The 20,763-nt window shown below is 75.7% G+C and carries 19 protein-coding genes; 6 read left to right on the top strand and 13 right to left on the bottom strand.

Features of this window, described 5'->3' with window-relative positions; all coding sequences use genetic code 11:
* Positions 1-68 precede the first annotated feature (68 nt).
* Positions 69-437: a nuclear transport factor 2 family protein gene (locus tag ACFVVA_RS21395; protein WP_387691616.1), complete on the bottom strand. Its 369-nt coding sequence runs from the start codon at positions 435-437 to the stop codon at positions 69-71.
* Positions 438-695: 258 nt separating this feature from the next.
* On the opposite strand from ACFVVA_RS21395, the gene ACFVVA_RS21390 reads away from it, so the two are divergent.
* Positions 696-1,571 carry a LysR family transcriptional regulator gene (locus tag ACFVVA_RS21390; protein ID WP_387691614.1) on the top strand — a complete coding sequence of 292 codons (876 nt, stop codon included), beginning with the start codon at positions 696-698 and terminating at the stop codon, positions 1,569-1,571.
* Between the two features lie 46 nt (positions 1,572-1,617).
* Here ACFVVA_RS21390 and ACFVVA_RS21385 read toward each other — a convergent pair whose 3' ends face one another.
* On the bottom strand, positions 1,618-2,205 hold the full coding sequence (locus ACFVVA_RS21385; protein WP_387691612.1) for a TIGR03086 family metal-binding protein: 588 nt from the start codon (positions 2,203-2,205) through the stop codon (positions 1,618-1,620).
* A gap of 65 nt (positions 2,206-2,270) precedes the next feature.
* Here ACFVVA_RS21385 and ACFVVA_RS21380 point away from each other — a divergent pair, with 65 nt between their 5' ends.
* Positions 2,271-3,245, top strand: coding sequence for a DUF6597 domain-containing transcriptional factor (locus ACFVVA_RS21380; protein ID WP_387691610.1), 975 nt, complete (start codon positions 2,271-2,273; stop codon positions 3,243-3,245).
* On the opposite strand, the gene ACFVVA_RS21375 is transcribed toward ACFVVA_RS21380, so the two are convergent.
* From ACFVVA_RS21375 to ACFVVA_RS21360, 4 genes are all read right to left on the bottom strand, one after another.
* The gene (locus ACFVVA_RS21375; RefSeq protein WP_387691608.1) at positions 3,136-4,122 is read right to left on the bottom strand and encodes an ABC transporter substrate-binding protein; all 987 of its coding nucleotides are present in this window, start codon (positions 4,120-4,122) and stop codon (positions 3,136-3,138) included. The genes ACFVVA_RS21380 and ACFVVA_RS21375 overlap by 110 nt on opposite strands.
* Before the next feature lie 69 nt (positions 4,123-4,191).
* Positions 4,192-5,010 (bottom strand): ABC transporter ATP-binding protein, encoded by an 819-nt coding sequence (locus ACFVVA_RS21370; RefSeq protein ID WP_387691606.1) that lies wholly within the window; start codon positions 5,008-5,010, stop codon positions 4,192-4,194.
* Positions 5,010-6,128: a FecCD family ABC transporter permease gene (locus tag ACFVVA_RS21365; RefSeq protein WP_387691604.1), complete on the bottom strand. Its 1,119-nt coding sequence runs from the start codon at positions 6,126-6,128 to the stop codon at positions 5,010-5,012. Before ACFVVA_RS21365 ends, ACFVVA_RS21370 begins: the two co-directional genes overlap by 1 nt.
* Positions 6,125-7,171 carry a FecCD family ABC transporter permease gene (locus tag ACFVVA_RS21360; protein ID WP_387691602.1) on the bottom strand — a complete coding sequence of 349 codons (1,047 nt, stop codon included), beginning with the start codon at positions 7,169-7,171 and terminating at the stop codon, positions 6,125-6,127. The genes ACFVVA_RS21365 and ACFVVA_RS21360 overlap by 4 nt, the downstream gene beginning before the upstream one ends.
* 99 nt (positions 7,172-7,270) lie before the next feature.
* Between ACFVVA_RS21360 and ACFVVA_RS21355 the strand changes: the two genes are divergently transcribed.
* The gene (locus ACFVVA_RS21355) at positions 7,271-7,900 is read left to right on the top strand and encodes an HAD family hydrolase (protein ID WP_387691600.1); all 630 of its coding nucleotides are present in this window, start codon (positions 7,271-7,273) and stop codon (positions 7,898-7,900) included.
* Positions 7,901-8,001: 101 nt separating this feature from the next.
* Here ACFVVA_RS21355 and ACFVVA_RS21350 read toward each other — a convergent pair whose 3' ends face one another.
* Positions 8,002-8,241, bottom strand: a complete 240-nt coding sequence (locus ACFVVA_RS21350) for a hypothetical protein (protein ID WP_380538335.1) — start codon at positions 8,239-8,241, stop codon at positions 8,002-8,004.
* Positions 8,242-8,712: 471 nt separating this feature from the next.
* On the opposite strand from ACFVVA_RS21350, the gene ACFVVA_RS21345 reads away from it, so the two are divergent.
* Positions 8,713-9,096: a cold-shock protein gene (locus tag ACFVVA_RS21345; RefSeq protein WP_359905755.1), complete on the top strand. Its 384-nt coding sequence runs from the start codon at positions 8,713-8,715 to the stop codon at positions 9,094-9,096.
* 18 nt (positions 9,097-9,114) lie between these two features.
* On the opposite strand, the gene ACFVVA_RS21340 is transcribed toward ACFVVA_RS21345, so the two are convergent.
* The 4 genes from ACFVVA_RS21340 to ACFVVA_RS21325 all read right to left on the bottom strand — a co-directional run bounded on the left by ACFVVA_RS21340 (position 9,115) and on the right by ACFVVA_RS21325 (position 12,739).
* Positions 9,115-9,966, bottom strand: a complete 852-nt coding sequence (locus ACFVVA_RS21340) for a 1,4-dihydroxy-6-naphthoate synthase (RefSeq protein WP_359905752.1) — start codon at positions 9,964-9,966, stop codon at positions 9,115-9,117.
* Positions 9,959-10,759: a futalosine hydrolase gene (locus ACFVVA_RS21335; protein ID WP_387691597.1), complete on the bottom strand. Its 801-nt coding sequence runs from the start codon at positions 10,757-10,759 to the stop codon at positions 9,959-9,961. Before ACFVVA_RS21335 ends, ACFVVA_RS21340 begins: the two co-directional genes overlap by 8 nt.
* A gap of 11 nt (positions 10,760-10,770) precedes the next feature.
* The gene (locus ACFVVA_RS21330; protein WP_387691595.1) at positions 10,771-11,316 is read right to left on the bottom strand and encodes a hypothetical protein; all 546 of its coding nucleotides are present in this window, start codon (positions 11,314-11,316) and stop codon (positions 10,771-10,773) included.
* 73 nt (positions 11,317-11,389) lie between these two features.
* Positions 11,390-12,739, bottom strand: coding sequence for an MFS transporter (locus ACFVVA_RS21325; RefSeq protein WP_387691668.1), 1,350 nt, complete (start codon positions 12,737-12,739; stop codon positions 11,390-11,392).
* Positions 12,740-13,287: 548 nt separating this feature from the next.
* Here ACFVVA_RS21325 and ACFVVA_RS21320 point away from each other — a divergent pair.
* Together ACFVVA_RS21320 and ACFVVA_RS21315 are read left to right on the top strand one after the other, a co-directional pair.
* Complete coding sequence (locus tag ACFVVA_RS21320; RefSeq protein WP_387691667.1) at positions 13,288-14,169, top strand: DUF3027 domain-containing protein; 882 nt, start codon at positions 13,288-13,290, stop codon at positions 14,167-14,169.
* Positions 14,170-14,398: 229 nt separating this feature from the next.
* The gene (locus ACFVVA_RS21315) at positions 14,399-17,695 is read left to right on the top strand and encodes a sacsin N-terminal ATP-binding-like domain-containing protein (RefSeq protein WP_387691593.1); all 3,297 of its coding nucleotides are present in this window, start codon (positions 14,399-14,401) and stop codon (positions 17,693-17,695) included.
* Between the two features lie 44 nt (positions 17,696-17,739).
* Here the strand turns inward: ACFVVA_RS21315 and ACFVVA_RS21310 are convergent, their stop codons facing one another.
* Together ACFVVA_RS21310 and ACFVVA_RS21305 are read right to left on the bottom strand one after the other, a co-directional pair.
* Positions 17,740-20,199 (bottom strand): cation-translocating P-type ATPase, encoded by a 2,460-nt coding sequence (locus tag ACFVVA_RS21310; protein WP_387691591.1) that lies wholly within the window; start codon positions 20,197-20,199, stop codon positions 17,740-17,742.
* A 52-nt stretch (positions 20,200-20,251) separates the two neighbouring features.
* Positions 20,252-20,578: a DUF2530 domain-containing protein gene (locus ACFVVA_RS21305; protein WP_359905737.1), complete on the bottom strand. Its 327-nt coding sequence runs from the start codon at positions 20,576-20,578 to the stop codon at positions 20,252-20,254.
* Positions 20,579-20,763 lie beyond the last annotated feature (185 nt).

The following is a 20,763-nucleotide window of genomic DNA, read 5'->3' as shown; positions in this document are numbered from 1 at the left end:
CGGTTCTGTCCCGGGCCTGCCGGGCCCGCGCCTCGGGCCCTGCAGGGCCTGTCCGGGGCCCGTCGGCCTCAGGCCTTCCGCTCGAAGCCGGCCAGCAGGCCGCGCGGGTCGAAGGTGACCCGGATCCGGGTGATCCTCCCGTCCTCGACGTGCATCCAGTTCGCCGTGGGCGCCGGCGGGGCGATGCTCGTGCACAGCTCGAACCAGGTGATCACCTCGTCGCCCTCGGCCACCCGGACCTTCACGTCGATCTTCTCCAGCACCTGCCCGAGCCCCTTCAGCCCGGCCAGCGCCTCCTCCACCCCGGAGGCCGTCCCCAGCGCGCCGACGAAGTCGACGTCCTCGGCCAGCAGTCCCCGGACGGTCTCGAAGTCGCCCGCCTCCCAGGCGGTGAAGTAGGTCTCGGCAAGCTCACGCGCGGTCTTCGTCGTCGTCATGCCTCCATGCTCCCGGCCACCACGACCATCCGTCCAACAGATGAATCAGATGGCACCTATCTCTACTGATGATGGAAGAAGGGTGTGCTGCGCGATCGGCGGGCCGCGACTGTCGGCCGGGCCGTGACCGCCCCGCGCGGCCGCGGCCCGGGCGTCCGGGCGTCCGGGCGTCCGCCGGTCCGTCCCCGGGCGGGTCGCTCGTCCGGCGAGCCGATCGGCCGAGCGGATGGAGCACCCGGTCGAATATCGTCACCGGTCATGGAGATGCACCAGCTGCGCTACTTCGCCGCCGTGGTCGACGAGGGGACCTTCACCGCCGCCGCGGCCCGGCTGCACGTGAGCCAGTCCGGCATCAGCACCCAAGTGGCCAAGCTGGAGCGCGAACTGGGCCAGCTGCTGCTCGACCGGGCGGGCCGGCAGGTGCGCCTCACCCCGGCCGGCGAAGCGGTCCTCCCGCTGGCGAAGAACGCCCTGGCCACCCTCGACGCCATCCAGCACACCGCCGCCGAGTTCGCGGACGCCGTCCGCGGCCGGGTCCGGCTGGGCATGATCACGGGCTGTTCGATCCCGCCCTTCCTGGACGCCGTCGCCGACCTCGGGCGCAGTCACCCCGGCATCGAACTCAGCCTGCACGAGGGGCACTCCGAGGACCTCCAGGCGCAGGTCCTGGCCGGCTCGCTCGACCTGGCCCTGATCGGCTACGCGGGCGAGGTCTTCCCGGGCCTGGAGGCCACCGTCGCCATCGACGAGCCGATCGCCGCCGTCGTCCCCGTCGGGCACGCCCTGGACCGGGCGCGGCTGCGGCTCGCGGACCTGCGGGGCGAGAAGATCCTCTGCCTCTCCCCGGGCACCGGCATCCGTGCCGCCTACCGGGGCTCCTGCCGGCGGCTCGGCCTCGACCCGCGGGTGGACATCGAGGCCAGTTCCCCGGTCGCCCTGCTCCGGCTCGCCGAGCGCGGCGCGGGCGTGGCCGTCCTCAGTGCCTCCTCCGCCGCGGGCGACGGACTGCGGGCGGTCCCGCTGGCCGACGCCGCTGTCCGGGCCCGGCTCGGGCTGGTCGCCCGCCGCGACCAACCCTCCCCGGCCGTACGGCTGTTGATGGCCCGGCTGAGGGCGGCGCTGCGTCAGGGCTGATCCCGTACCGCTCGTGATCATGCCCAGCCGGGCCCGGTGCCCCGGCTCAGGCCTTCCCGCGCGGGTCGCGGCCCGAGGCGGCCAGCGCGCGGTCCCACGCGGGGGCGTCCTCCGGCAGGGCCACCGCCTCGGCGAAGCCCGCGTACTGCCGGTACAGCTCGGCGTTCTCCGCCACGATCTCCCCGGTCAGCAGGGCGAGTTCCTCGTCGACCTCGATCCGCCCGCCGGTCGCCCGGGCCACGTCCCAGCCGTGCAGCAGCAGCTCCAGGATCAGCATCCGGGCGATGCCGACGGCCGGCATCGGGCTGCCGCCGAGGTCGACGTCGCCCTCCCAGGCGGCCGGGTCCGCCCAGGCCGCGACCGCGCGCTCCAGCTGGGCCGCGTAGGCGGAGCGCCAGTCGGCGTCGGCGGCGAAGTCCCGCGTGTTCAGCTCCTCGGGCAGCTCGATCCGCCGGGCCCGGTGCTCCAGGCCGTGCGAGGTGTAGAGCACCCAGTGGTTGATCAGCGCGCGGGTGTCGAACTCCGGGCAGGGCGTCGGCGCGTCCAGCGGCTGGTCGGCCGGGACGGCGGCGGCGACACCGGCAGCGGCGGAGGCGGCGCGGGTCAGGAGCGGGTGCATCGGGTGGGCGTTCATGGCCCCGATTCTGGGCCGGGCCGCACCGGCGGGTCTTGAAGAAACGCGACGACTAGCCTGGCGGCATGGGCATGGACTCCCCGGCCTCCCCGGACACTCCGGTCTCCCCGGGCTCACCGGACCCCCGGGCCTCCCCGGACACTCCCGACCTCGGCCGGGGCGTGCTCCACCCCGCCCGGGCGGCCGAGCTGATCACCGTGGACCGGCTCGCGCCCGACCCGGCCGTGGCGGTGTTCGTCGAGTACTACTGGCTGGTCCGCTGGGACCTGCACGGCCTGCCGCCGTACGAGCAGAAGGTGCTCGCCCACCCCAACGTCCACCTGGTCTTCGAGGCGCAGGGGGCGCGGGTGTACGGGGTGGACCGCTCGCTCTTCGTCCGCCGGCTGGAGGGCGCCGGGCACGTGCTGGGCGCGCGGTTCCGTGCCGGCGCCTTCCGCGCCCTCGCCGGGCACCCGGTGAGCGGGCTCGCCGACCGTTCCGTGCCCGCCGCCGAGTACTTCGGGCCCGGGGCCGACCGGTTCAACGCGGAGGTCCTCGGGGCGCCCGGCGATCCGGCCGCGCTCGCCGACGCCTTCCTCCGCCCCCGGCTGCCCGCGCCCGACCCGGTCGCCGCCGAGGTCGCCGCCGTGGTGGACCGGATCACCCGCATGCCGGACCTTCGCCGGGTGGACGAGCTGGCCGCCGAGCTGGGCCTGACCGTCCGCCGTCTCCAGCGGCTGTTCGCCGAGTACGTCGGCGCCTCCCCGAAGTGGGTGCTGCGCCGGGCCCGTCTCCACGAGGCCGCCGAACGCGCCGGTACGGACGGCGGGTTGGACCTGGCCGCGCTCGCCGCCGAGCTGGGCTACGCCGACCAGGCGCACCTCACCCGGGACTTCACCGCCGCCGTCGGTGTCTCCCCGGCCCGGTACGCGGGGTCGCGCCGGACTCCGGCTACGCCCCCAGGAAGCGCTGCAGCTCGTCCAGCACGTAGTTGGCCCCGGTGTACCCGATCCCCTGGAACCACAGCTGGTCGTCCACCGGGAACGCCCGGTGCCCCTTGACGGCTCCCAGCGCCTGCCACCCCGGGCTCGCGAGTGCCGCGGTGGCGCCGGACAGCTCCGGATCGCCGTACGTGGCGTACAGCAGCAGGTCGCCGTCGGCGCGGGCGAGCTGGTCCGGCGGGATCTCGAAGTCCGACTGGTCGACGTTCTGCGTGTCGGGCCGGCCGATCTGGGCGTCGGAGAGCACCGTCCCGGGGAAGCTCTGCCGCCCGAACAGCCGGATGCCGCCGCCCTCCACGAACCGCACCAGGCTCACCTTGCGCCCCGACAGCTTCGCCGCCGCCAGCGCCTGCGCGACCTGTCCGGCGTGCTTCTGGTACGCGCCGGCGAAGGCCGCCCCGGCCGCTTCCCGGCTCAGCGCCTGGGCGTGCAGCTGGAAGTCGGCCTTCCACGGCGCCCCGGAGGTCTGGGTGAGCACGGTGGGGGCGATCTCCCGCAGCTGCTCGTAGCGGTCGCCGTCGCGGGTCTGGTTGGAGAGGATCAGGTCCGGCCGCAGTGCCCGTACGGTCGGCAGGTCGGGTGCGCCGACCGGGCCGACCAGCCGGATCCCGGCCGTCCGGGAGGACGGCCAGTACTCGGGGTAGCTGGTGTCGCGGCCCGGCAGCGCGGCGCCGACCGGGGTGATGCCGAGGGTCAGCGCGGAGTCGAGCACGTCGGTGTCCAGCACGACCACCCGCATCGGCGCGCCCGGCACCACGACCGGGCCGGTGGCGGCGTTCACCGTCACCGGCGGCACCGGGGCCGGGGACGGCCAGGCGCCGGTGGCGGGGCCGTCCGCGGCCCCCGGGGCCGGGTGCCGGGTGGTGCAGCCGGCGGCCGCCGCGAGCGCGCCCGCGCCGAGGCCGGTCAGGAGGGTGCGGCGGGAGATCCGGGGCATCGGCGGTCCTCTGGCGGCGGGCGGGTCGGGGCGCCGTCGATTATGTCCGAAATGGCAGCTAAAGTGCCGTTAAGCGGGAGCGCCGTCCGGGGTCAGCGCCACCCATGGGGCGCCCGGCACGACCAGCGGGGTGCCGGTCACCGGGTCCGGCACCACCACCGAGTCCAGTCCGAACACCTCCCGCACCAGCTCGGCCGTCACCACGTCCGCGGGCGGGCCCTGCGCCACCACCCGGCCGTCCCGCATCGCCACCAGGTGGTCCGCGTACCGGGCGGCCTGGTTGAGGTCGTGCAGCACCGCGACGACCGTCCGGCCGCGCTCGACGTTCAGCCGGCGGACCAGGTCCAGCACCTCCACCTGGTGCGCGATGTCCAGGTAGGTGGTCGGCTCGTCCAGCAGCAGGATGTCGGTGCCCTGGGCGAGCGCCATCGCGATCCAGGCGCGCTGGCGCTGGCCGCCGGACAGCTCGTCCATGCTCCGCTCGGCCAGTTCGGCGGTGGAGGTGCGCTCCAGCGCCTCGGCGACCGCCGCCTCGTCCTCCGGCGACCACTGCTGCCACCAGCTCTGGTGCGGCTGGCGGCCGCGCGCGACCAGGTCCGCCACCGAGATGCCCTCCGGGGCGGTCGGCGACTGCGGCAGCAGGCCGAGCCGCTGGGCGATCCGCTTGGTCGGGATCCGCGCCAGTTCCTCGCCGTCCAGCAGCACCGCGCCCCGGACCGGCTTCAGCAGCCGGCCGAGCGCCCGCAGCAGGGTCGACTTGCCGCACGCGTTCGGGCCGACGATCACCGTCACCCGCCCGTCCGGAACGGCCATGTCCAGGCCCTCGACGACCGTGCGCGCCTCGTAGGCCAGGGTGAGGCCCCGGGCCTCCAGACGGTGAGCGGACATCAGGAACCTCCACGGCGGGATCGGATCAGCAGCCACATCAGGTACGGGGCGCCGACCATGCCGGTCACCACGCCCACCGGCAGCTCCGTCGGAGCGAGCAGCCGCCGGGCGATCAGGTCGGCGACGACCACCACCAGCGCGCCGGTCAGCGCCGAGCAGAACAGCGGGATCTGCGCCGAGCGGGCCAGCCGCAGCGCGATCTGCGGGGCCATCAGCGCGACGAAGTCCACCGGCCCGGCGGCCCCGGCCGCGCACGAGGCCAGCACGATGCCCAGCAGCGCCATGCCGAGGCGGATCCGGTCCAGGCGCAGGCCGAGGCCGACGGCGGTGGCGTCGTCGAAGGAGATCGACCGCTGGGCGCGGGCGGCCCACAGCGCGACCGGCAGGGCGGCGAGCAGCACCCGGGCGAGCCATCCGGCCTGGTCGTAGCCGGCGCCGTTCAGGCTGCCGGTCATCCAGACCTTGGCGGCCTGGGCCTGGAAGCCGTCGCCCTTGGTCAGGAAGACGGAGGTGAGGGAGGACAGCGCGACGCTGATGCCGATGCCGATCAGCACGAAGCGCTGCGCGTGCAGGCCGCGCCGCCAGGCCAGCGCGTACACCAGCAGCCCGGCCACCAGCCCGCCGGCCACCGCCGCGTACGGGGCCTGGCCGGTCGAGCCGACCACGCCGTACGCCATCAGGCCGACCACGGTCGCGGTCGCGCCCCAGGTCACGCCCACCACGTCGGGGCTGGCCAGCGGATTGCGGGCGACGGTCTGGATCAGCGCCCCGGCCAGCCCGAGCGCCAGGCCGACCAGCAGCCCGACCACCACCCGGGGCAGCCGGAACTCGCCGACCACCAGCTCGTGCGGGCTGGGCCGCCCGAGCACCACCTTGACCACCTCGCCCGGCGGGACGGTGGACTCGCCCAGGCAGAGCGCGGCCACCACGGTCGCCGCCAGCGCCACCAGTAGCCCGGCGGCGACGGCCACCGAGCGCCGGTGCAGCAGGAACGACGCCCGTCCGGCCCGGACGACGGAGTACCCGCGCAGGGGGACGGAACCGTTGCGGGGGCGGGGAGTCGCGCCGGGGCCGGGAGTCGCGCCGGGGACGGAAGCCGTGCCGGGGACGGAACTCATGCCGCCACCACCTTCCGGCGGCGGACCAGGGCCACCAGCACCGGGACGCCGACCAGGGCCGTCATCACGCCCGCCGGGATCTCGGACGGCGGGAACAGGACCCGGCCGAGGGTGTCGGCGAGCAGCAGCAGCGCCGGGCCGAGGACGGCGGAGAAGGCGAGGATCCAGCGGTGGTCGGCGCCGGCGACCGCGCGGGCCGCGTGCGGGACGGCGAGGCCGATGAAGGCGATCGGACCGGCCGCCGCGACCGCCGAACCGGTCAGGACGGTCGCGCCGAGCGCGCCGACCGCCCGGACCAGGCCGGTCTTGGCGCCCAGCCCCTTCGCGGTGTCGTCGCCGAGCGCCAGCGCGTCCAGTCCGCGCGCCACCGCGACCACCAGCACCGTGCCGACGGCCAGGAACGGCAGCAGCTGCCAGGCCACGTCCGAGGTCCGCCCGGAGAGCGAGCCGACGTGCCAGAAGCGGAACTGGTCCATGGTGGCCGCGTCGGTGGTCAGCACCAGGGTGTTGAGCGAGGCGATGAAGGCGGATGTCGCCGAGCCGGCCAGCGCCAGCTTGATCGGCGTGGCGCCGCCCCGGCCGCGCCCGGCGAGCCCGTACACCAGCACGGTGGCGATTACGGCGCCGACGAAGCCGAACCAGACGTACCCGGTGAGGGTGGAGACGCCGAAGCCGGAGATGGCGACCACCACGCCGGCCGCCGCGCCCTGGGAGACGCCGAGGATGCCGGGGTCGGCGATCGGATTGCGGGTCAGGCCCTGCATGACGGCCCCGGCCAGGCCGAGCGCCGCGCCGACGGCCAGGCCGACAACGGTGCGCGGCACCCGCAGCTCGCGGATCACCACGGCGTTGGCGGTGTCGCCGCCGTGCAGCAGGGCGTCGAGGGTGTCGCCGAACGGGATGGTCCGGCTGCCGACCGCCAGGCTCAGCAGTACCGCGGCGGCCAGGACGGCGAGGGCGGCGGCGAGCCACAGTGCTCGGCGCCGAGGCGCGCGGTACGGCGAGCCGGGCGGTGCGCCGGGCGGTGCGCTGGTGTCGGTCATGGGCCCTCTCCGCAGACAACTCAGGTAAACCTAAGTTCAGCCGAGAAGCCCGGGCAAATCGCCTCGTGGTCCGCGGCGCCGGTTGGGTAGCCTGACGGCATGTCCGCGACCCCACCCACTCCGCTCACCGTCGGCTTCGACCTCGACATGACGCTGCTGGACACCCGGCCGGGTATCCGCGCCACCTATCTGGCGCTCTCCGCCGAGACCGGCACCTACATCGACGCCGACCTGGTGGTCACCCGGCTGGGCCCGCCGCTGCTGGACGAGATCCGCAACTGGTTCCCGGAGGCCGACGTGGAGCGGGTCGTCGACCGCTACCGCGAGCTCTACCGCGACCTCGCCTTCGCCCCGACCGTGGCCCTGCCCGGCGCGCACGCCGCCGTCGAGGCGGTCCGCGCCCACGGCGGCCGGGTCGCGGTGATCACCGGCAAGTACGAGCCGAACGCGCGCCTCCACCTGGAGCACGCCGGGCTGGCCGCGGACACCGTGATCGGCGACCTGTGGGCGGAGACCAAGGGCGACGCGCTGCGCGAGCACGGCGCGAGCGTCTACGTCGGCGACCACCTGGGCGACATCCGGGGCGCCCGGCGCGCGGACGCCGTCGCGGTCTGCGTGCCCACCGGCCCGTACAGCGCGCAGGAGCTGCGCGAGGCGGGTGCGGACGTGGTGCTGGCGGACCTCACCGACTTCCCGGACTGGCTCGCCGCGCACCTGGCCGAACGCTAGGGCAGGCCCGCTGCGGCCTGCGGCGGCCCGTGGCGGTCAGGCGGGCCCGTAGTGGTCCGCGCGGGCCCGCAGCCGGTCCTCGGCGGCCGTCCCGGCCGTCCTCAGGACTCGACGGGCGCGCTCCGGCGGCGCTGGGACCGCGCGTTCAGCAGCAGCCCGGTCAGCGCGGCCAGGAAACCGGCCGGCATCAGCATGCTCAGCCAGTAGGCCGCCGTCGGCAGCGGCGTCAGGTGCAGGAACAGCGGGACGAAGGTGACCAGGGTGGCGAGTGCGCCGAGACCGAAGACGATCGCCCCGGCCTTGACGTACACGTCGCCGGGGTCGGTGCTCTGGCTGCTCACGTCTGCTCACTCCTCCGGGCCGGTCGGCACTGTCCCCAGTCTGGCAGAGCGGCGGCCGGGGGCCGCCACCGGAGCGGGTCGGTCACGTTGCGCAGTTTCCCGGCAGCTGAACGTTTTGATCCCTGTTGAGCGGGGGTATGCACGGGGTGCCGAGGGGCGCTACAGGTGCGCCCCGCGTCCTCAGACCCGGGGGGTGTGAGCCGATGGACCGCGCGGAGCCGCGCCACGGCCGTGCCGGCGCCGGGTTGCCCGTGACCGCGAGATCCCGGTCCCGCCGCCCCGACCGGGCCTCGGAACGCGGATCCCTCGCGGAACGCGGATGAGGCAGTGACGGACGGTTAGTCTGCTCCTGACCGCGTGCCGGCCATGAGCGCCCACGGGCGCCGAGTCGAGGCCGGTCGTCTTTTCCCACCACCCAGTGATCCCCGGCCCGGGCCGGGATCCCCCACACCCATTCGAGGACTGTTCGAGATGCCCACCGGCCAGGTCAAGTGGTTCAACGAGACGAAGGGCTTCGGCTTCCTGTCGCGCGACGACGGCGGCGACGTCTTCGTCCACACCAAGGCGCTGCCCTCCGGTGTCACGTCGCTGAAGCCGGGCCAGCGGGTCGAGTTCGGCGTGGTCGCCGGGCACCGCGGGGACCAGGCGATGGCGGTGCAGCTGCTGGAGGCGCTGCCCTCGGTGGCCGCCGCCCAGCGCCGGAGCGCCGACGACATGGCACCGATCGTCCAGGACCTGATCACCACGCTGGACGCGGTGCTGCCCGGTCTCCAGCGCGGGCGCTACCCCGCCAAGCCGACCGGCCAGAAGCTGGCCGGCCTGCTGCGCGCGGTGGCCGACCAGTTCGACGTCTGACCGTCGGCCGGCCGACGGCTAGAACGCGAGCGCACCCGGGTCGAGCGGGGGCACCAGCCCCTCCGCGGCGGCCCGGGTGAGCAGCGCGCGGACGGCGGCGTAGCCCTCCTCGCCGAGGTCCTCGCTGAACTCGGTGACGTACAGCCCGATGTGCTGCTCGGCGACGTCCAGGTCCATCTCCTGGGCGTGCGCCAGCACGTACTCGCGGCTCGCCGCCGGGTCCGCCCAGGCCTGCCGCACGGAGGCGCGGATCGCGTCGGCGATCGCCCGCAGCCGCTCGGCGCCGAGCGAGCGCCGGGCGACGATCGCGCCCAGCGGGATCGGCAGGCCGGTCTCCTGCTCCCAGGCCTCGCCCATGTCGGCCAGGCTGTGCAGGCCGTACTGCTGGTACGTGAAGCGGGCCTCGTGGATCACCAGGCCGGCGTCCACCCGGCCGTCCCGGACGGCGGGCATGATCTCGTGGAACGGCAGGACGACGATCTCGCCGAAGCCGCCCGGCACCGCCTTCGCCGCCCAGAGCCGGAACAGCAGGTAGGCGGTGGAGCGCTCGGAGGGCACCGCGACGGTCTTCCCGGCCAGGTCGGCGGGGGAGGCCACGCCCGGCAGGGTGAGCACCAGCGGGCCGCAGCCGCGGCCCAGCGCGCCGCCGCAGGGCAGCAGGGCGTACTCCTCCAGGACCCAGGGCAGCGCGCCGTAGCTGATCTTCAGCACGTCCAGCTCGCCGCGTTCGGCCCGGCCGTTGGTGACGTCGATGTCGGCGAAGGTCACCTCGGGGGCGTCCGCCCCGGGCACCAGGCCGTGCGCCCAGGCGTGGAAGACGAAGGTGTCGTTCGGGCAGGGCGAGTACGCGATGCTCAGCCGTTCAGCCACGGCCGGCCTCCTCAATCGGTTCGTGCCGCGCGGCCGGGTCCGGTTCGTGGCGCGCGGCCAGGTCGTGCACGGGCAGCGCGGCGAAGGCCCGCTCCAGGGCGGCCAGCGCCTCGCCGATCCGCCAGGCGGCCCGGTCGCGCGGGCCCACCGGATTGGACACCGTGCGCAGTTCGAGGGCCGGCACGCCGTACCGGGCGGCGGCCTCGGCCACCCCGAAGCCCTCCATCGCCTCGGCGACGGCACCGGGGTGGCGGGCGGCCAGTTCGGCGGCCCGCGCGGCGCTGCCGGTGACGGTGGAGACGGTCAGTACCGGGCCGACGGCGAGGCCCGGACCGTCCAGCGCCCGCGCGACCAGCGCGACGGCGGCCGGGGGCGGGGCGTGCCGGACGGTGCCGAAGCCCAGCTCGGTGACGTCGGCGAAGCCCTCGGGGGTCTCGGCGCCGAGGTCCGCGGCCACGATCGCGTCGGCCAGCACCGTGGAGCCGACCGGGGCGAGCGGGGCGAAGCCGCCGGCGATCCCGGCCGAGACGGCCAGCGCGTACGGGTGGGCCGCCAGCGCGGCACCGGCACCGGCGGCGGCCGCGGCCGGGCCGACCCCGGCGGCCAGCACGTCCACCGGCACCTCCTGGGCCCGGTGCAGCGTGCCGCCGGGCAGCGGCAGCGCGGCGGTCGCACCGGGCAGGCCGCGCAGCACGGCCTCGGCCTCGGCGGCCACCGCGACGACGACGAGCAGCCGGGCCCGTGCGGGGCCCGACTGCTCGGTGCGGCCGTCGGTGACGGCGGGCGCGGTCATCGCAGGACCGGTCAGCCGTTGTTGGAGGTGGCGCCCTCGGTCTTCAGCTGGAAGTACCAGACGGCGATCGGGGCCTCCTGGTTCGGGTCGCCCTCGACCACGGTCACCACGGTCTTGCCGCTGGAGTTGAGCACCTTGTTCGCCGGCTGGGCGCCGGACCAGGTCGGGCCCTTGGCGGCCGAGAACAGGGTGTAGCGACCGCCCTGGTTGGACGAGCCGCCGTTGGTGAAGGCCCACCAGCCCGTGTCGGCCACGTTGGGGGAGACCCCGATGCCGACCCGGTCGCTCCCCACGACGTCCGAGGTGGGCAGCGTGCCGTCGCGCAGGGCCTTGGTCGCGTCCTCCTGGCACTTCTGCTGCTGGTCGTCGGTGAGCGGGCTGCCGGCGTTCCAGCACAGCGGGTCCGCGACGATCGAGGAGTTGCCGACCGTGAGGGTGGCACGGTGCGAGATGTGCTCGGTCTGGCCGGCGGCAATGGCGACGGAGGTGCCCACCGTGGCGGCGCCGACCACGACGACGGCGCCGAGGGCGGCGATGGCACGGGAATTGAGGCTCATGCGTCAGAATCTACCGGGCCCGGCCGATCACGCGACGCGGGGGTCGGCACCGCGTGTTGCCGCGCCGGCGCGGTCAGGCGACCCGGGGCGTCGCCGGGTGCCGCCGCGGCCCCACCCGCAGGAGTGAGCGCAGCGTCCACAGCAGCGCCAGGCCGACCACCCCGGCGGCGATCGACAGGCCCAGCTTCCCGTTCAGCGGCAGCAGGATCCCGACCGCGCCGCCCGCCACCCAGGACAGCTGCATCAGGGTCTCCGAACGGGCGAACGCCGAGGTCCGCACCGCCTCCGGGACGTCCCGCTGGATCAGCGCGTCCAGCGCCAGCTTGCCCAGCGAGGCCGCCATCCCGGCCACCGCGGCGACCACGACCACCGTCACCACGCCGTACCAGAGCGCGGCCGCGGCCGTCGCGCAGGTCGCCAGCAGCAGCATCGCGCTGATGGTCTTCTCCGGGCCCCGGGTGCGCAGCCAGGACCCGAGCACCGAGCCCAGCGCGTTGCCCGTCCCGGCGGCCAGCGCCACCAGGCCCAGCGCCACCGTCGGCTGCAGCCCGCCGATCGGCTCCTCCCGCAGCAGGAAGGCCAGGAACATCACCAGGAAGCCGACCAGCCACTTCATCGCCGACATCGCCCGCAGCGCCAGGATCACCGAGGGGCCGACCGTGCGCAGCGAGGCCTTGACCGGCGGCGGCCTGTGGTGGATCAGGTGCGAGCCCTCGCCGTGCACCTCGGCGTGCAGGACGGCGCGCTGCTCGCCCTTGGCGGAGTCCACCGCGGGCGGCAGGTGGAAGGCCATCAGGGTGCCGACCACGAACACCAGGAAGGCGCCGCGCAGCGGCCAGCCGGGCCCGACCAGGTGCAACAGCCCGCCCACCCCGGCCGCCACGCCGGTGGCCAGCAGTCCGGCCAGGGTGACCCGGGAGTTCGCCTTCACCAGGGACAGCCGGCTCGGCAGCAGTCGCGGCACCACCACGCTGCGCACCACGCCGTACGCCTTGGACGCGACCAGCACGCCGAGCGCCTCCGGGTAGAGCGCGATGCCGCCGCCGACGATCACCCCGGCCATCGTCCAGGCCAGCACCGCCCGGGCCAGCATCGCCATCGCCATGGCCGCCCGGCGGCCGTGCGGCAGCCGGTCCAGCAGCGGGCCGATCACCGGGGCCAGCAGGGCGAACGGGGCCATCGTGATCAGCAGGTAGAGCGCGACCCGGCCGCGGGCCTCGCCGGTGGGCACCGAGAAGAAGATGGTGGACGCCAGCGCGACGGTGATCAGCATGTCGCCGAAGGAGTTGAGCGCGTGCAGCTCGATCAGCTTCGCGAGGCCGGACTCGCCCGCGCCCTCGGCGGCGGTGGCCCGGCGGATCCGGCGGCCGGTGCCGTGCACCACCTTGCCGGTGCGGGAGCCGGCGGCGGAGGCGGTGCGGATCAGGAAGTGCCGGCGGGGCTCGGGGGCCTCGTCCTCGTCCCCGTCCGGCTCCCGCTTGGCCAGGTCGGGGCCGTCCGGGGCTTCGGCCGCGGAGGGGTCCGCGGTGTCCGCGGGCGGCCCGGGGCCGTCCGCCGGCTGCGGTTCGTCCGCGCCGGGGACCGGGGGCTGCTGTCGCGGCACGGCGTCCGTAGGGTCGGGGCTGCCGGCCCGTGGGTCGCGCAGTGCGTGCTGCGACGGGTCGTGGTCCGCCACAAGCCCATCCTGCCCCAGAATCCCCGAGCCGACGCGGGAGCGGGCCCGGTTCGGCGCGGTCCCGGAAGAGCCGGGTCCGCCCCGGACTGTGCCGGGGCGCCGACCGACGGGTAGCCTGCCCAAGGTCGACCCGCCGACCCGCCGGGGCGCCGGCAGGCCGGTCGAGCGGCGCGGCCGGTACCCGAGGGGGCTCCCGGTCACGCAGAATGGACGAGGGACACCGAGCCGCGACGGAACAGGCAACACGCCGTGGGCGACAGAAGAACTGGGAGAGAATCGACGCCGTGAGTGCTGCGATGCGAAGCCGTACCCCCGACCGGCTCTGTGCCGAGGCCGTCGAACTCGCCCGTCAGGCCGCCGAGGAGGCCGTCGGTGCGGAGGCCGTCGGGCTGCACCTGGGTGTCCAGGCGGACGCCGACCGCGTCGTCACCCACACCTTCGAGTGCCTCGACGCGGCCTACCGCGGCTGGCACTGGGCGGTCACCGTCGCCCGTGCGCCGCGCGCCAAGAACGTGACCCTGGACGAGGTCGTGCTGCTGCCCGGCCCCGACGCGGTGCTCGCGCCCCAGTGGGTGCCGTGGAGCGACCGGCTGCGTCCGGGCGACATGGGCCCGGGCGACCTGCTGCCCACCGGCGCCGACGACCTGCGGCTGGAGCCCGGCTGGACCGGCGAGGACGAGCCCGCGCCGAACTCCGCGGTCGCCCTGGCGCAGGACGAGGACCTGGTCGTCACCGACCCGCACGTCCAGCCCGCCCCGGCCCGCGCCCGGATCGACGCCGTCGCCGAGGAGCTGGGCCTCGGCCGCAGCCGGGTGCTCTCCCGGCTCGGCCTGCACCTGGCCGCCGAGCGCTGGGAGAAGACCCACGGCTCGCAGACCCCGATGGCGCAGGCCGCCCCGGCCTCGTGCGCGAGCTGCGGCTTCCTGGTCCCGATCGGCGGCTCGCTCGGACAGGCCTTCGGCGTGTGCGGCAACGAGTTCGGCCCGGCCGACGGCCAGATCGTCTCCTTCGCGTACGGCTGCGGCGGGCACTCCGAGGCGGCCGTCATCCCGGCCCCGCCGGCGCCGTCCGAGCTGATCCTGGACGAGCTGGTGGTCGAGCCGCTCCCGCTGCACCCCGACCGTGCCTCCGGCTCGGTCGAACCCGACGCCCCGGCCGAGGAGCTCGGCCACTCCTGAGCCGGGCACGCGCCCAGGCTCCAGCGGCCCGCCCGGTCAACGACCGGCGCGGGCCGCGGTGCTTTCCGGACGGCGGACGGCGGGTGCCGGGCGGGCGGCGGAAAGGCCGTCAGGTCCGCCGCCGGCGCCGTCCCCGGCCCGCCGGCGGCGGGGCCCGTGGTCGGGAGCAGTCAGTGGGGCAGGGAAGAATGCCCTACGACGAACAGGGCAGCGGAAGGCGGCAGGTCCAGTGGAACCTCGGATCATCGGCAGCGGCACGGACGAGCACCTCGCGGACCCCTTCGGCAGCGCCGCGCTGCGCCGACGGGTGCTGGCCGCCTGGGCCGCCTCGCCGGCCCGGTTCCGGGAGGACGCCAACGCGGAGGAGGAGCTGGCGCTCGGCGGCTACCGGGACCGCCTGGTGGTCGAGTTGGCGCAGAACGCGGCCGACGCGGCGGTCCGGGCCGGGCACGGCCCCGGCCGGCTGCGGCTGACCCTCGCCGACGGCGTGCTCGCCGCCGCCAACACCGGCGCCCCGCTGGACGAGGCCGCCGTCGAGTCGCTGTCCACCCTGCGCGCCTCCTCCAAGCGCGGTGAGACGCCCGCCGTCGGCCGGTTCGGGGTCGGCTTCGCCGCCGTCCTCGCGGTCACCGACGAGCCCGCCGTGCTGAGCGCGACCGGCGGGGTGCGCTGGTCGCTCGGCGAGGCGCGGGCGCTGGCCGCGGCCCAGCCCGAGCTGGCCGACGAACTGCGCCGCCGGGACGGCCACGTGCCGCTGCTGCGGCTGCCGTTCGCGGCCGAGGGCCCGGCCCCGGCGGGCTACGACACGGTGGTGGTGCTGCCGCTGCGGGACGCCGCCGCCGAGGACCTGACCCGCCGTCTGCTGGCCGGGATCGACGACGCGCTGCTGCTCACCCTGCCCGGCCTGCGCGAGGTCGTGGTGGAGACCCCGGACGGCACCCGGACGCTCACCCGGGACGCCGCGGAGACCCGCCCGGACGGGGTCACCGAGGTCACCGTCACCGACGACGCGGGCGGCCGGCTGCGGCAGACGGTCTGGCAGACCGTCGGGGCCTCCGGCACGCTCTCGGCCGAGCTGCTGGGCGACCGGCCCACCGAGGAGCGCGCCCGCCCGTACTGGACGGTGACCTGGGCCGTCCCGGTCGGCCCGGACGGCGTCCCGCAGCGGCCCGGGATCGCCTCCGTGCTGCACGCGCCCACCCCCAGCGACGAGCCGGTCGGTCTGCCCGCGCTGCTGATCGCCTCGTACCCGCTGGACTCCACCCGCCGGCACGTCGCCCCCGGCCCGCTGGCCGACTTCCTCACCGAGCGCGCCGCCGACAGCTACGCGGAGCTGCTGCGTGCCCGCGGCGCCGACCTCGGCTCGCTCGGCCTCGTCCCGGCCCCGCTCGGCCAGGGCGCGCTGGACAACGCGCTGCGCGCCGAGGTGCTCTCCCGGCTGCCCGAGACGCCGTTCCTGCCGCACCCGGCGCCGGTCGAGGAGGGCACGCCCGCGCTGCGGCCGCGGGACGCGACGCTGCTGGAGGGCGCGGACGGCTCGGTGGTCGAGGCGCTCTCGCCGATCTTCCCGGGGCTGCTGCCGGCCGGCCTGGAGCGCCGCACCGAGCTGCGGGTGCTGAACGTGCGCCGGGTGCCGCTGGCCGAGGTGGTGGACCAGCTCGGCGGGCTGGACCGCGATCCCGCCTGGTGGCGCAACCTGTACGCGGCGCTGGGCGCGGCCGACCCGGAGGCGCTCGGCGCGCTGCCCGTCCCGCTCGCCGACGGGCGGACGGTCACCGGGCCGCGGCGCGTCCTGCTGCCCTCCGAGGACGCCGACTGGGCGGCCTTCCCCGGCTACCCCGAGTCGCTGGCGGGCGCGCTCGCCGCGCTCGACCTGCGCCTGGCCCACCCCGAGGCGGCCCACCCGCTGCTGGCCAAGCTCGGCGCCGGCACCGCCACCCCGGCCGGGGTGCTGGACACCCCCGAGGTGCGGGCCGCCGTCGCCCGCTCCTACGACCTGGCCGAGGACGACCTGGACGCGGCGCTCGAACTCGCCGACGCCGTCCTGGCCCTGGTGAAGGCCGCCGCCCCGGAGCCGGGTGCCCACCCCTGGCTGGCCCGGCTCGCGCTGCTCGACGACGAGGGCGAGCCCGCCCGGGCCGGCGAACTCGTGCTGCCCGGGAGCCCGTTCGCCGCGCTCGCCCGCGAGGAGGACGCCGGCTGGGTGGACGACGAGCTGCTGGAGCGCTGGGGGCCGGAGGTGCTGACCGCCGTCGGCGTGCTGGCCGACTTCGTGCTGGTGCGCGCCGAGGACGTGGTGCTCGACCCGGACGACCTGGAGCGGCTCGACCCCACCGTCCCGGCCGACCGCGCGGCCGGCGGCCACCCCACCGGCCTGCTGGACGAGGCGCCGGACGGGCTCGCCGAGTGGGCCGAGGACGCGCTGGAGGCGCTGCAGGCCGACGAGGCGGTCGGCGTCCCGCCGGTGGCCGCCGAGCTGCTGGCCGTGCGCGACCTCGACCTGGTGGACGACGACGCCTGGCCGGAGGCGCTCGCGGCGCTGGCCCGCCCGCCGTACCGGGACGCGGTGGTCGCCCCGGTGCGCACCCTGCTGCCGGACGGCTCGTACGCCGACCTGCCGCCGTACACCGCGTGGTGGCTGCGCGACCACCCGGTGCTGGCGGGCCGGGAGCCGGCCGGTCTGCGCGCCGCCGGGGCCGACCCGCTGCTGCGCGGCCTGTACGACGAGGCCCGCACCACCCTGGACGACCAGTTCCTGCACGCGCTCGGGGTGCGCACCACGCTGGCCGCGCTGCTCGCCGAGCCGCACGGGCCGGACGAGGTGCTGGACCGGATGACCGACCCGGAGGCCGAGGTCGGCCACCGTCAGCTGCACGGCATCCACACCGCGCTGGCCCGGGTGGACCGTGGGCGGATCGAGCCGCTGGACGTGGTGCGGGCGCTGCCGCCGCTGGACCCGGACACCGGGCGCCGGCCGGACCACACGGTGGTGGTGGACGCCACCGAGGCGGTCGTCGCGGACGCCCCCGACCTGGTCCAGCTGCTGCACCCGTACCCGCTGCTGCCGGTCGCCCCGGCGCTGGCCGCCGACCTCGCCGAGCGGCTGCACGTGTCGCTGGCCAGCGAGGTGGCGGGCGGCCGGGTGCTCTCCGAGGGCGTGCTGCACCGGGTCCCGGCGGTGGTGCGGGAACTGCTGCCCGGCTGCCCGGTCGCCTACGAGGAGCACGAGGAGCTGCTGGTCGTCGGGCCGGACGGCGGCGAAGCGGCGGTGGACTGGCGCTGGGACACCGGGGCGGACGCCCCGGAGCCGCCGTACGACCCGGAGCTGGCCGAGGCCGGCGACGAGGACGACGAGTTCGAGGTCCCGCCGGTGCCCGGTCTGCTGCACGCGGCCACTCCGGAGGGCCTGGCCGCCGGGCTGGCCTGGTCGGTCGGGCAGTGGCACCGCCGCTTCGAGGTGCTGGCCGCCCTCAGCGAGCCGGACCGCGCCTACGAGCTCTCGGCCGCCCGCGACTTCGAGGGCTGAGCGCCCCCCGCGGGCCCGCCCCGACCGGCGGGCCCGCGGGCGGGTCACTCCATGCCGCGGCGCTTCATGAAGTGCCAGGTGATCTCCAGGGCGATGCCGCAGACCACCGCGATGGCGACGCCGATCAGCGGGTCGCGGAAGCCGACCAGGGAGAGGTCGAAGAAGGACTTCAGCGGGGGCACCAGCAGCACCAGCGCGAAGGCGCCGCCCATGCTGGCGATCAGCAGCAGGCGCCACCAGTTGTACGGGCGGGCGACGATGGCGAGGACCCAGAGGGCGATCAGGAAGAGCGTCAGGGTGGCCACGCTGGTGTCGGCCTTGAGGTCGGTCGCGTGGTCGGCGCGGGCGAGCGAGTAGGCGACGAAGGTGCCGGTGCCGGCGATGACCCCGCCGGGGATCGCCAGCCGCAGCACGCGCTTCACGAACCCGGTGCGGGCCCGTTCGTCGTTGGGGGCGAGCGCGAGGAAGAAGGCCGGGATGCCGATGGTCAGCGAGGACAGCACGGTGGAGTGCCGGGGCAGGAACGGGTACGGCGAATGGGTGAAGATCACCAGGAGCGCCAGCAGGACCGAGTAGACGGTCTTCACCAGGAAGAGTGAAGCGACCCGCTCGATGTTGCCGATCACCCGGCGGCCCTCGGCCACCACCGACGGCAGCGAGGCGAAGGAGTCGTTCAGCAGCACGATCTGGGCGACCGCCTTGGTGGCGTCGGAGCCGGTGCCCATCGCCACGCCGATGTCGGCGTCCTTGAGGGCGAGCACGTCGTTGACGCCGTCGCCGGTCATCGCCACGGTGTGGCCGCGGGACTGCAGCGCCCCGACCAGCTGGCGCTTCTGCTGCGGGGTGACCCGGCCGAAGACGCTGGTCCGGTCGGCGGTCTCGGCGAGCTCCTCCGGGTCGGCGGGCAGGGAGCGGGCGTCCACCGGATGGTCGGCGCCGGGCAGGCCCAGGTGGCCGGCCACCGCGCCGACCGAGACCGCCGCGTCGCCGGAGATGACCTTGGCCCGGACCCGCTGGCTCTCGAAGTAGCGCAGGGTCTCGGCGGCGTCCGAGCGCAGCCGCTGCTGGAGCACCACCAGGGCCAGCGGGGTGAGGTCGGCCGCCGGGTCGGGGGAGTCCAGCGGGACGGGCGTGCGGCCCAGCAGCAGCACCCGCAGGCCCCGGGCGCCCAGCTCGTCCACCTCGGCCAGCGCCGGGTGTCCGGCGGGCAGCAGCACGTCGGGCGCGCCGAGCAGCCAGCTGGCCTCGCCGCCCTGCGGCTCCAGCAGCTGCACGCCGCTCCACTTGCGGGCGGAGGAGAAGGGCATCGCCTCGATCACCCGCCAGCCGTCGTGGCCGGAGCGGGCGCCGTCGTCGCCGCGCCCGTACGCGTCGATGACCGCCTGCATGGACGGGTTGGGGCGGGCGTCGGCGCCCGCCATCACGGCCAGGGCGTGCTGGACCGTCTCCGGGGCGACGGCGCCGGGCTCCCCGTCGGAGAGCACCCGCAGGTCGATCACGTCCATGCCGCCCTCGGTGAGGGTGCCGGTCTTGTCCAGGCAGACGGTGTCCACCCGGGCCAGGCCCTCGATCGCCGGGAGCTCCTGGACCAGGCACTGCTTGCGGCCGAGCCGGACCACGCCGATCGCGAAGGCGACCGAGGTCAGCAGCACCAGCCCCTCGGGGACCATCGGCACGATGCCGGCCACCATGCGCCGTACGGCCTCCCGCCAGTCCCGGCCCTCGACGGCCAGCTGGCTGATGATCAGGCCGAGGGCGGTGGGGATCAGCAGATAGGTGATGATCCGCAGGATGCTGTCGATGCCGGAGCGCAGCTCCGACTTCACCAGGGTGAACTTGCTGGCCTCCTCGGCGAGCTGGGCCGCGTAGGCCTCGCGGCCGACCTTGGTGGCGGTGAACGCGCCGGCCCCGGCCACCACGAAGCTGCCGGACATCACCTGGGCGCCGGGCTGCTTGAGGACCGGATCGGGTTCGCCGGTGAGCAGCGACTCGTCGACCTCCAGGCCGTCCGCCTCGGTGACCTCGCCGTCCACGATCACCTTGTCGCCGATGCCGAGCAGCACGGTGTCGTCGAGGACGATCTCGGAGACGCCGATCTGCTGGACGGCGCCGTCCCGGCGGACCTGCGGTCGGGCCTCACCGATCAGGGCCAGGCTGTCCAGGGTCTTCTTGGCGCGCAGCTCCTGGATGATGCCGATCGCCGTGTTGGCCACGATGACCAGGCCGAACAGGCCGTCCTGGATCGGACCGACGATCAGGATGATCCCGAACATCACGCCGATGATCGCGTTGAAGCGGGTGAAGACGTTGGCCCGGACGATCTCCCTGGTGGACCGGCTGGACCGTACGGGGACGTCGTTGACCTGTCCCTTCGCGACCCGCTCGGCCACCTCGGAGGCCGTCAGGCCGCCGCGTCGGCCGGGCAGCAGGCCGAGGGGGTGCGCTCCGTCCGGGCGGTCTTCGTCGGTCGGCCGCTCTTCCGCTGGCTGGGCAGGCTGCGTCATGGCACCGACTCTACGGGCGCCTTATGTCCGGTGCGTGCTACTAAAGGACCATTCAGTCCGACCGGGTGGCCGGACCCTGGCCGTCGTCCCCGGTCGCCCGTTCGGCCGTGTGCCCCGGCGCCGGTCCGGCCGCCTCGGCGGCGCGGCTGCGGGCGATCGCGTCCCGCCGGGCGCGGCAGTACCAGAGGCCGATCAGGCCGAGCAGGCCGCCGGAGAGGCAGATCCAGGGCCAGGTGCCGTGGCCGTGGGCGGAGAGGCTGCCCTGGAAGGGGAGCAGGGCGAGGAAGGCGATGAACCACAGCACCGTGCCGCCGCCGACGATGGCGACGTCGTTGGCCTCCAGCGGAGGGGGAGAGGGGTGCAGTGGCGTCTTGGGCATGGGGTCTAGCGTACGGTGCGGTGGGGCGGCTGCGCGGGTGCCGGGACCCCCCGCGGACCCCCTGCAGGCCCCCCGCAGGCTCTACGCGCGAAGATAGCGCGTGTGCGATCGGGAAACCATACTTAAAGATCTGCGCCCGGCCACCGTCGCCCCGGGCGTCCCCCACCCTCTCCTCAGCTCCCCCA

This window comes from Kitasatospora sp. NPDC058048, assembly GCF_042885555.1.
In the GTDB taxonomy this organism is placed as follows: domain Bacteria; phylum Actinomycetota; class Actinomycetes; order Streptomycetales; family Streptomycetaceae; genus Kitasatospora; species Kitasatospora lactacystinica.
Note: the sequence above shows the minus strand (reverse complement) of the source record. Positions and strands in the feature narration are given on the sequence as shown.

Excerpts from the sequence above, each read along its gene's own strand:
- ACFVVA_RS21345 (WP_359905755.1), top strand. The coding sequence starts at position 8,713 with ATGCCCACCGGCCAGGTCAAGTGGTTCAACGAGACGAAGGGCTTCGGC.
- ACFVVA_RS21380 (WP_387691610.1), top strand. The coding sequence starts at position 2,271 with ATGGGCATGGACTCCCCGGCCTCCCCGGACACTCCGGTCTCCCCGGGC.
- ACFVVA_RS21320 (WP_387691667.1), top strand. The coding sequence starts at position 13,288 with ATGCGAAGCCGTACCCCCGACCGGCTCTGTGCCGAGGCCGTCGAACTC.
- ACFVVA_RS21305 (WP_359905737.1), bottom strand. The coding sequence starts at position 20,578 with ATGCCCAAGACGCCACTGCACCCCTCTCCCCCTCCGCTGGAGGCCAAC.
- ACFVVA_RS21365 (WP_387691604.1), bottom strand. The coding sequence starts at position 6,128 with ATGAGTTCCGTCCCCGGCACGGCTTCCGTCCCCGGCGCGACTCCCGGC.
- ACFVVA_RS21395 (WP_387691616.1), bottom strand. The coding sequence starts at position 437 with ATGACGACGACGAAGACCGCGCGTGAGCTTGCCGAGACCTACTTCACC.
- ACFVVA_RS21385 (WP_387691612.1), bottom strand. The coding sequence starts at position 2,205 with ATGAACGCCCACCCGATGCACCCGCTCCTGACCCGCGCCGCCTCCGCC.
- ACFVVA_RS21375 (WP_387691608.1), bottom strand. The coding sequence starts at position 4,122 with ATGCCCCGGATCTCCCGCCGCACCCTCCTGACCGGCCTCGGCGCGGGC.
- ACFVVA_RS21370 (WP_387691606.1), bottom strand. The coding sequence starts at position 5,010 with ATGTCCGCTCACCGTCTGGAGGCCCGGGGCCTCACCCTGGCCTACGAG.
- ACFVVA_RS21330 (WP_387691595.1), bottom strand. The coding sequence starts at position 11,316 with ATGAGCCTCAATTCCCGTGCCATCGCCGCCCTCGGCGCCGTCGTCGTG.
- ACFVVA_RS21335 (WP_387691597.1), bottom strand. The coding sequence starts at position 10,759 with ATGACCGCGCCCGCCGTCACCGACGGCCGCACCGAGCAGTCGGGCCCC.
- ACFVVA_RS21360 (WP_387691602.1), bottom strand. The coding sequence starts at position 7,171 with ATGACCGACACCAGCGCACCGCCCGGCGCACCGCCCGGCTCGCCGTAC.
- ACFVVA_RS21310 (WP_387691591.1), bottom strand. The coding sequence starts at position 20,199 with ATGACGCAGCCTGCCCAGCCAGCGGAAGAGCGGCCGACCGACGAAGAC.
- ACFVVA_RS21390 (WP_387691614.1), top strand. The coding sequence starts at position 696 with ATGGAGATGCACCAGCTGCGCTACTTCGCCGCCGTGGTCGACGAGGGG.
- ACFVVA_RS21355 (WP_387691600.1), top strand. The coding sequence starts at position 7,271 with ATGTCCGCGACCCCACCCACTCCGCTCACCGTCGGCTTCGACCTCGAC.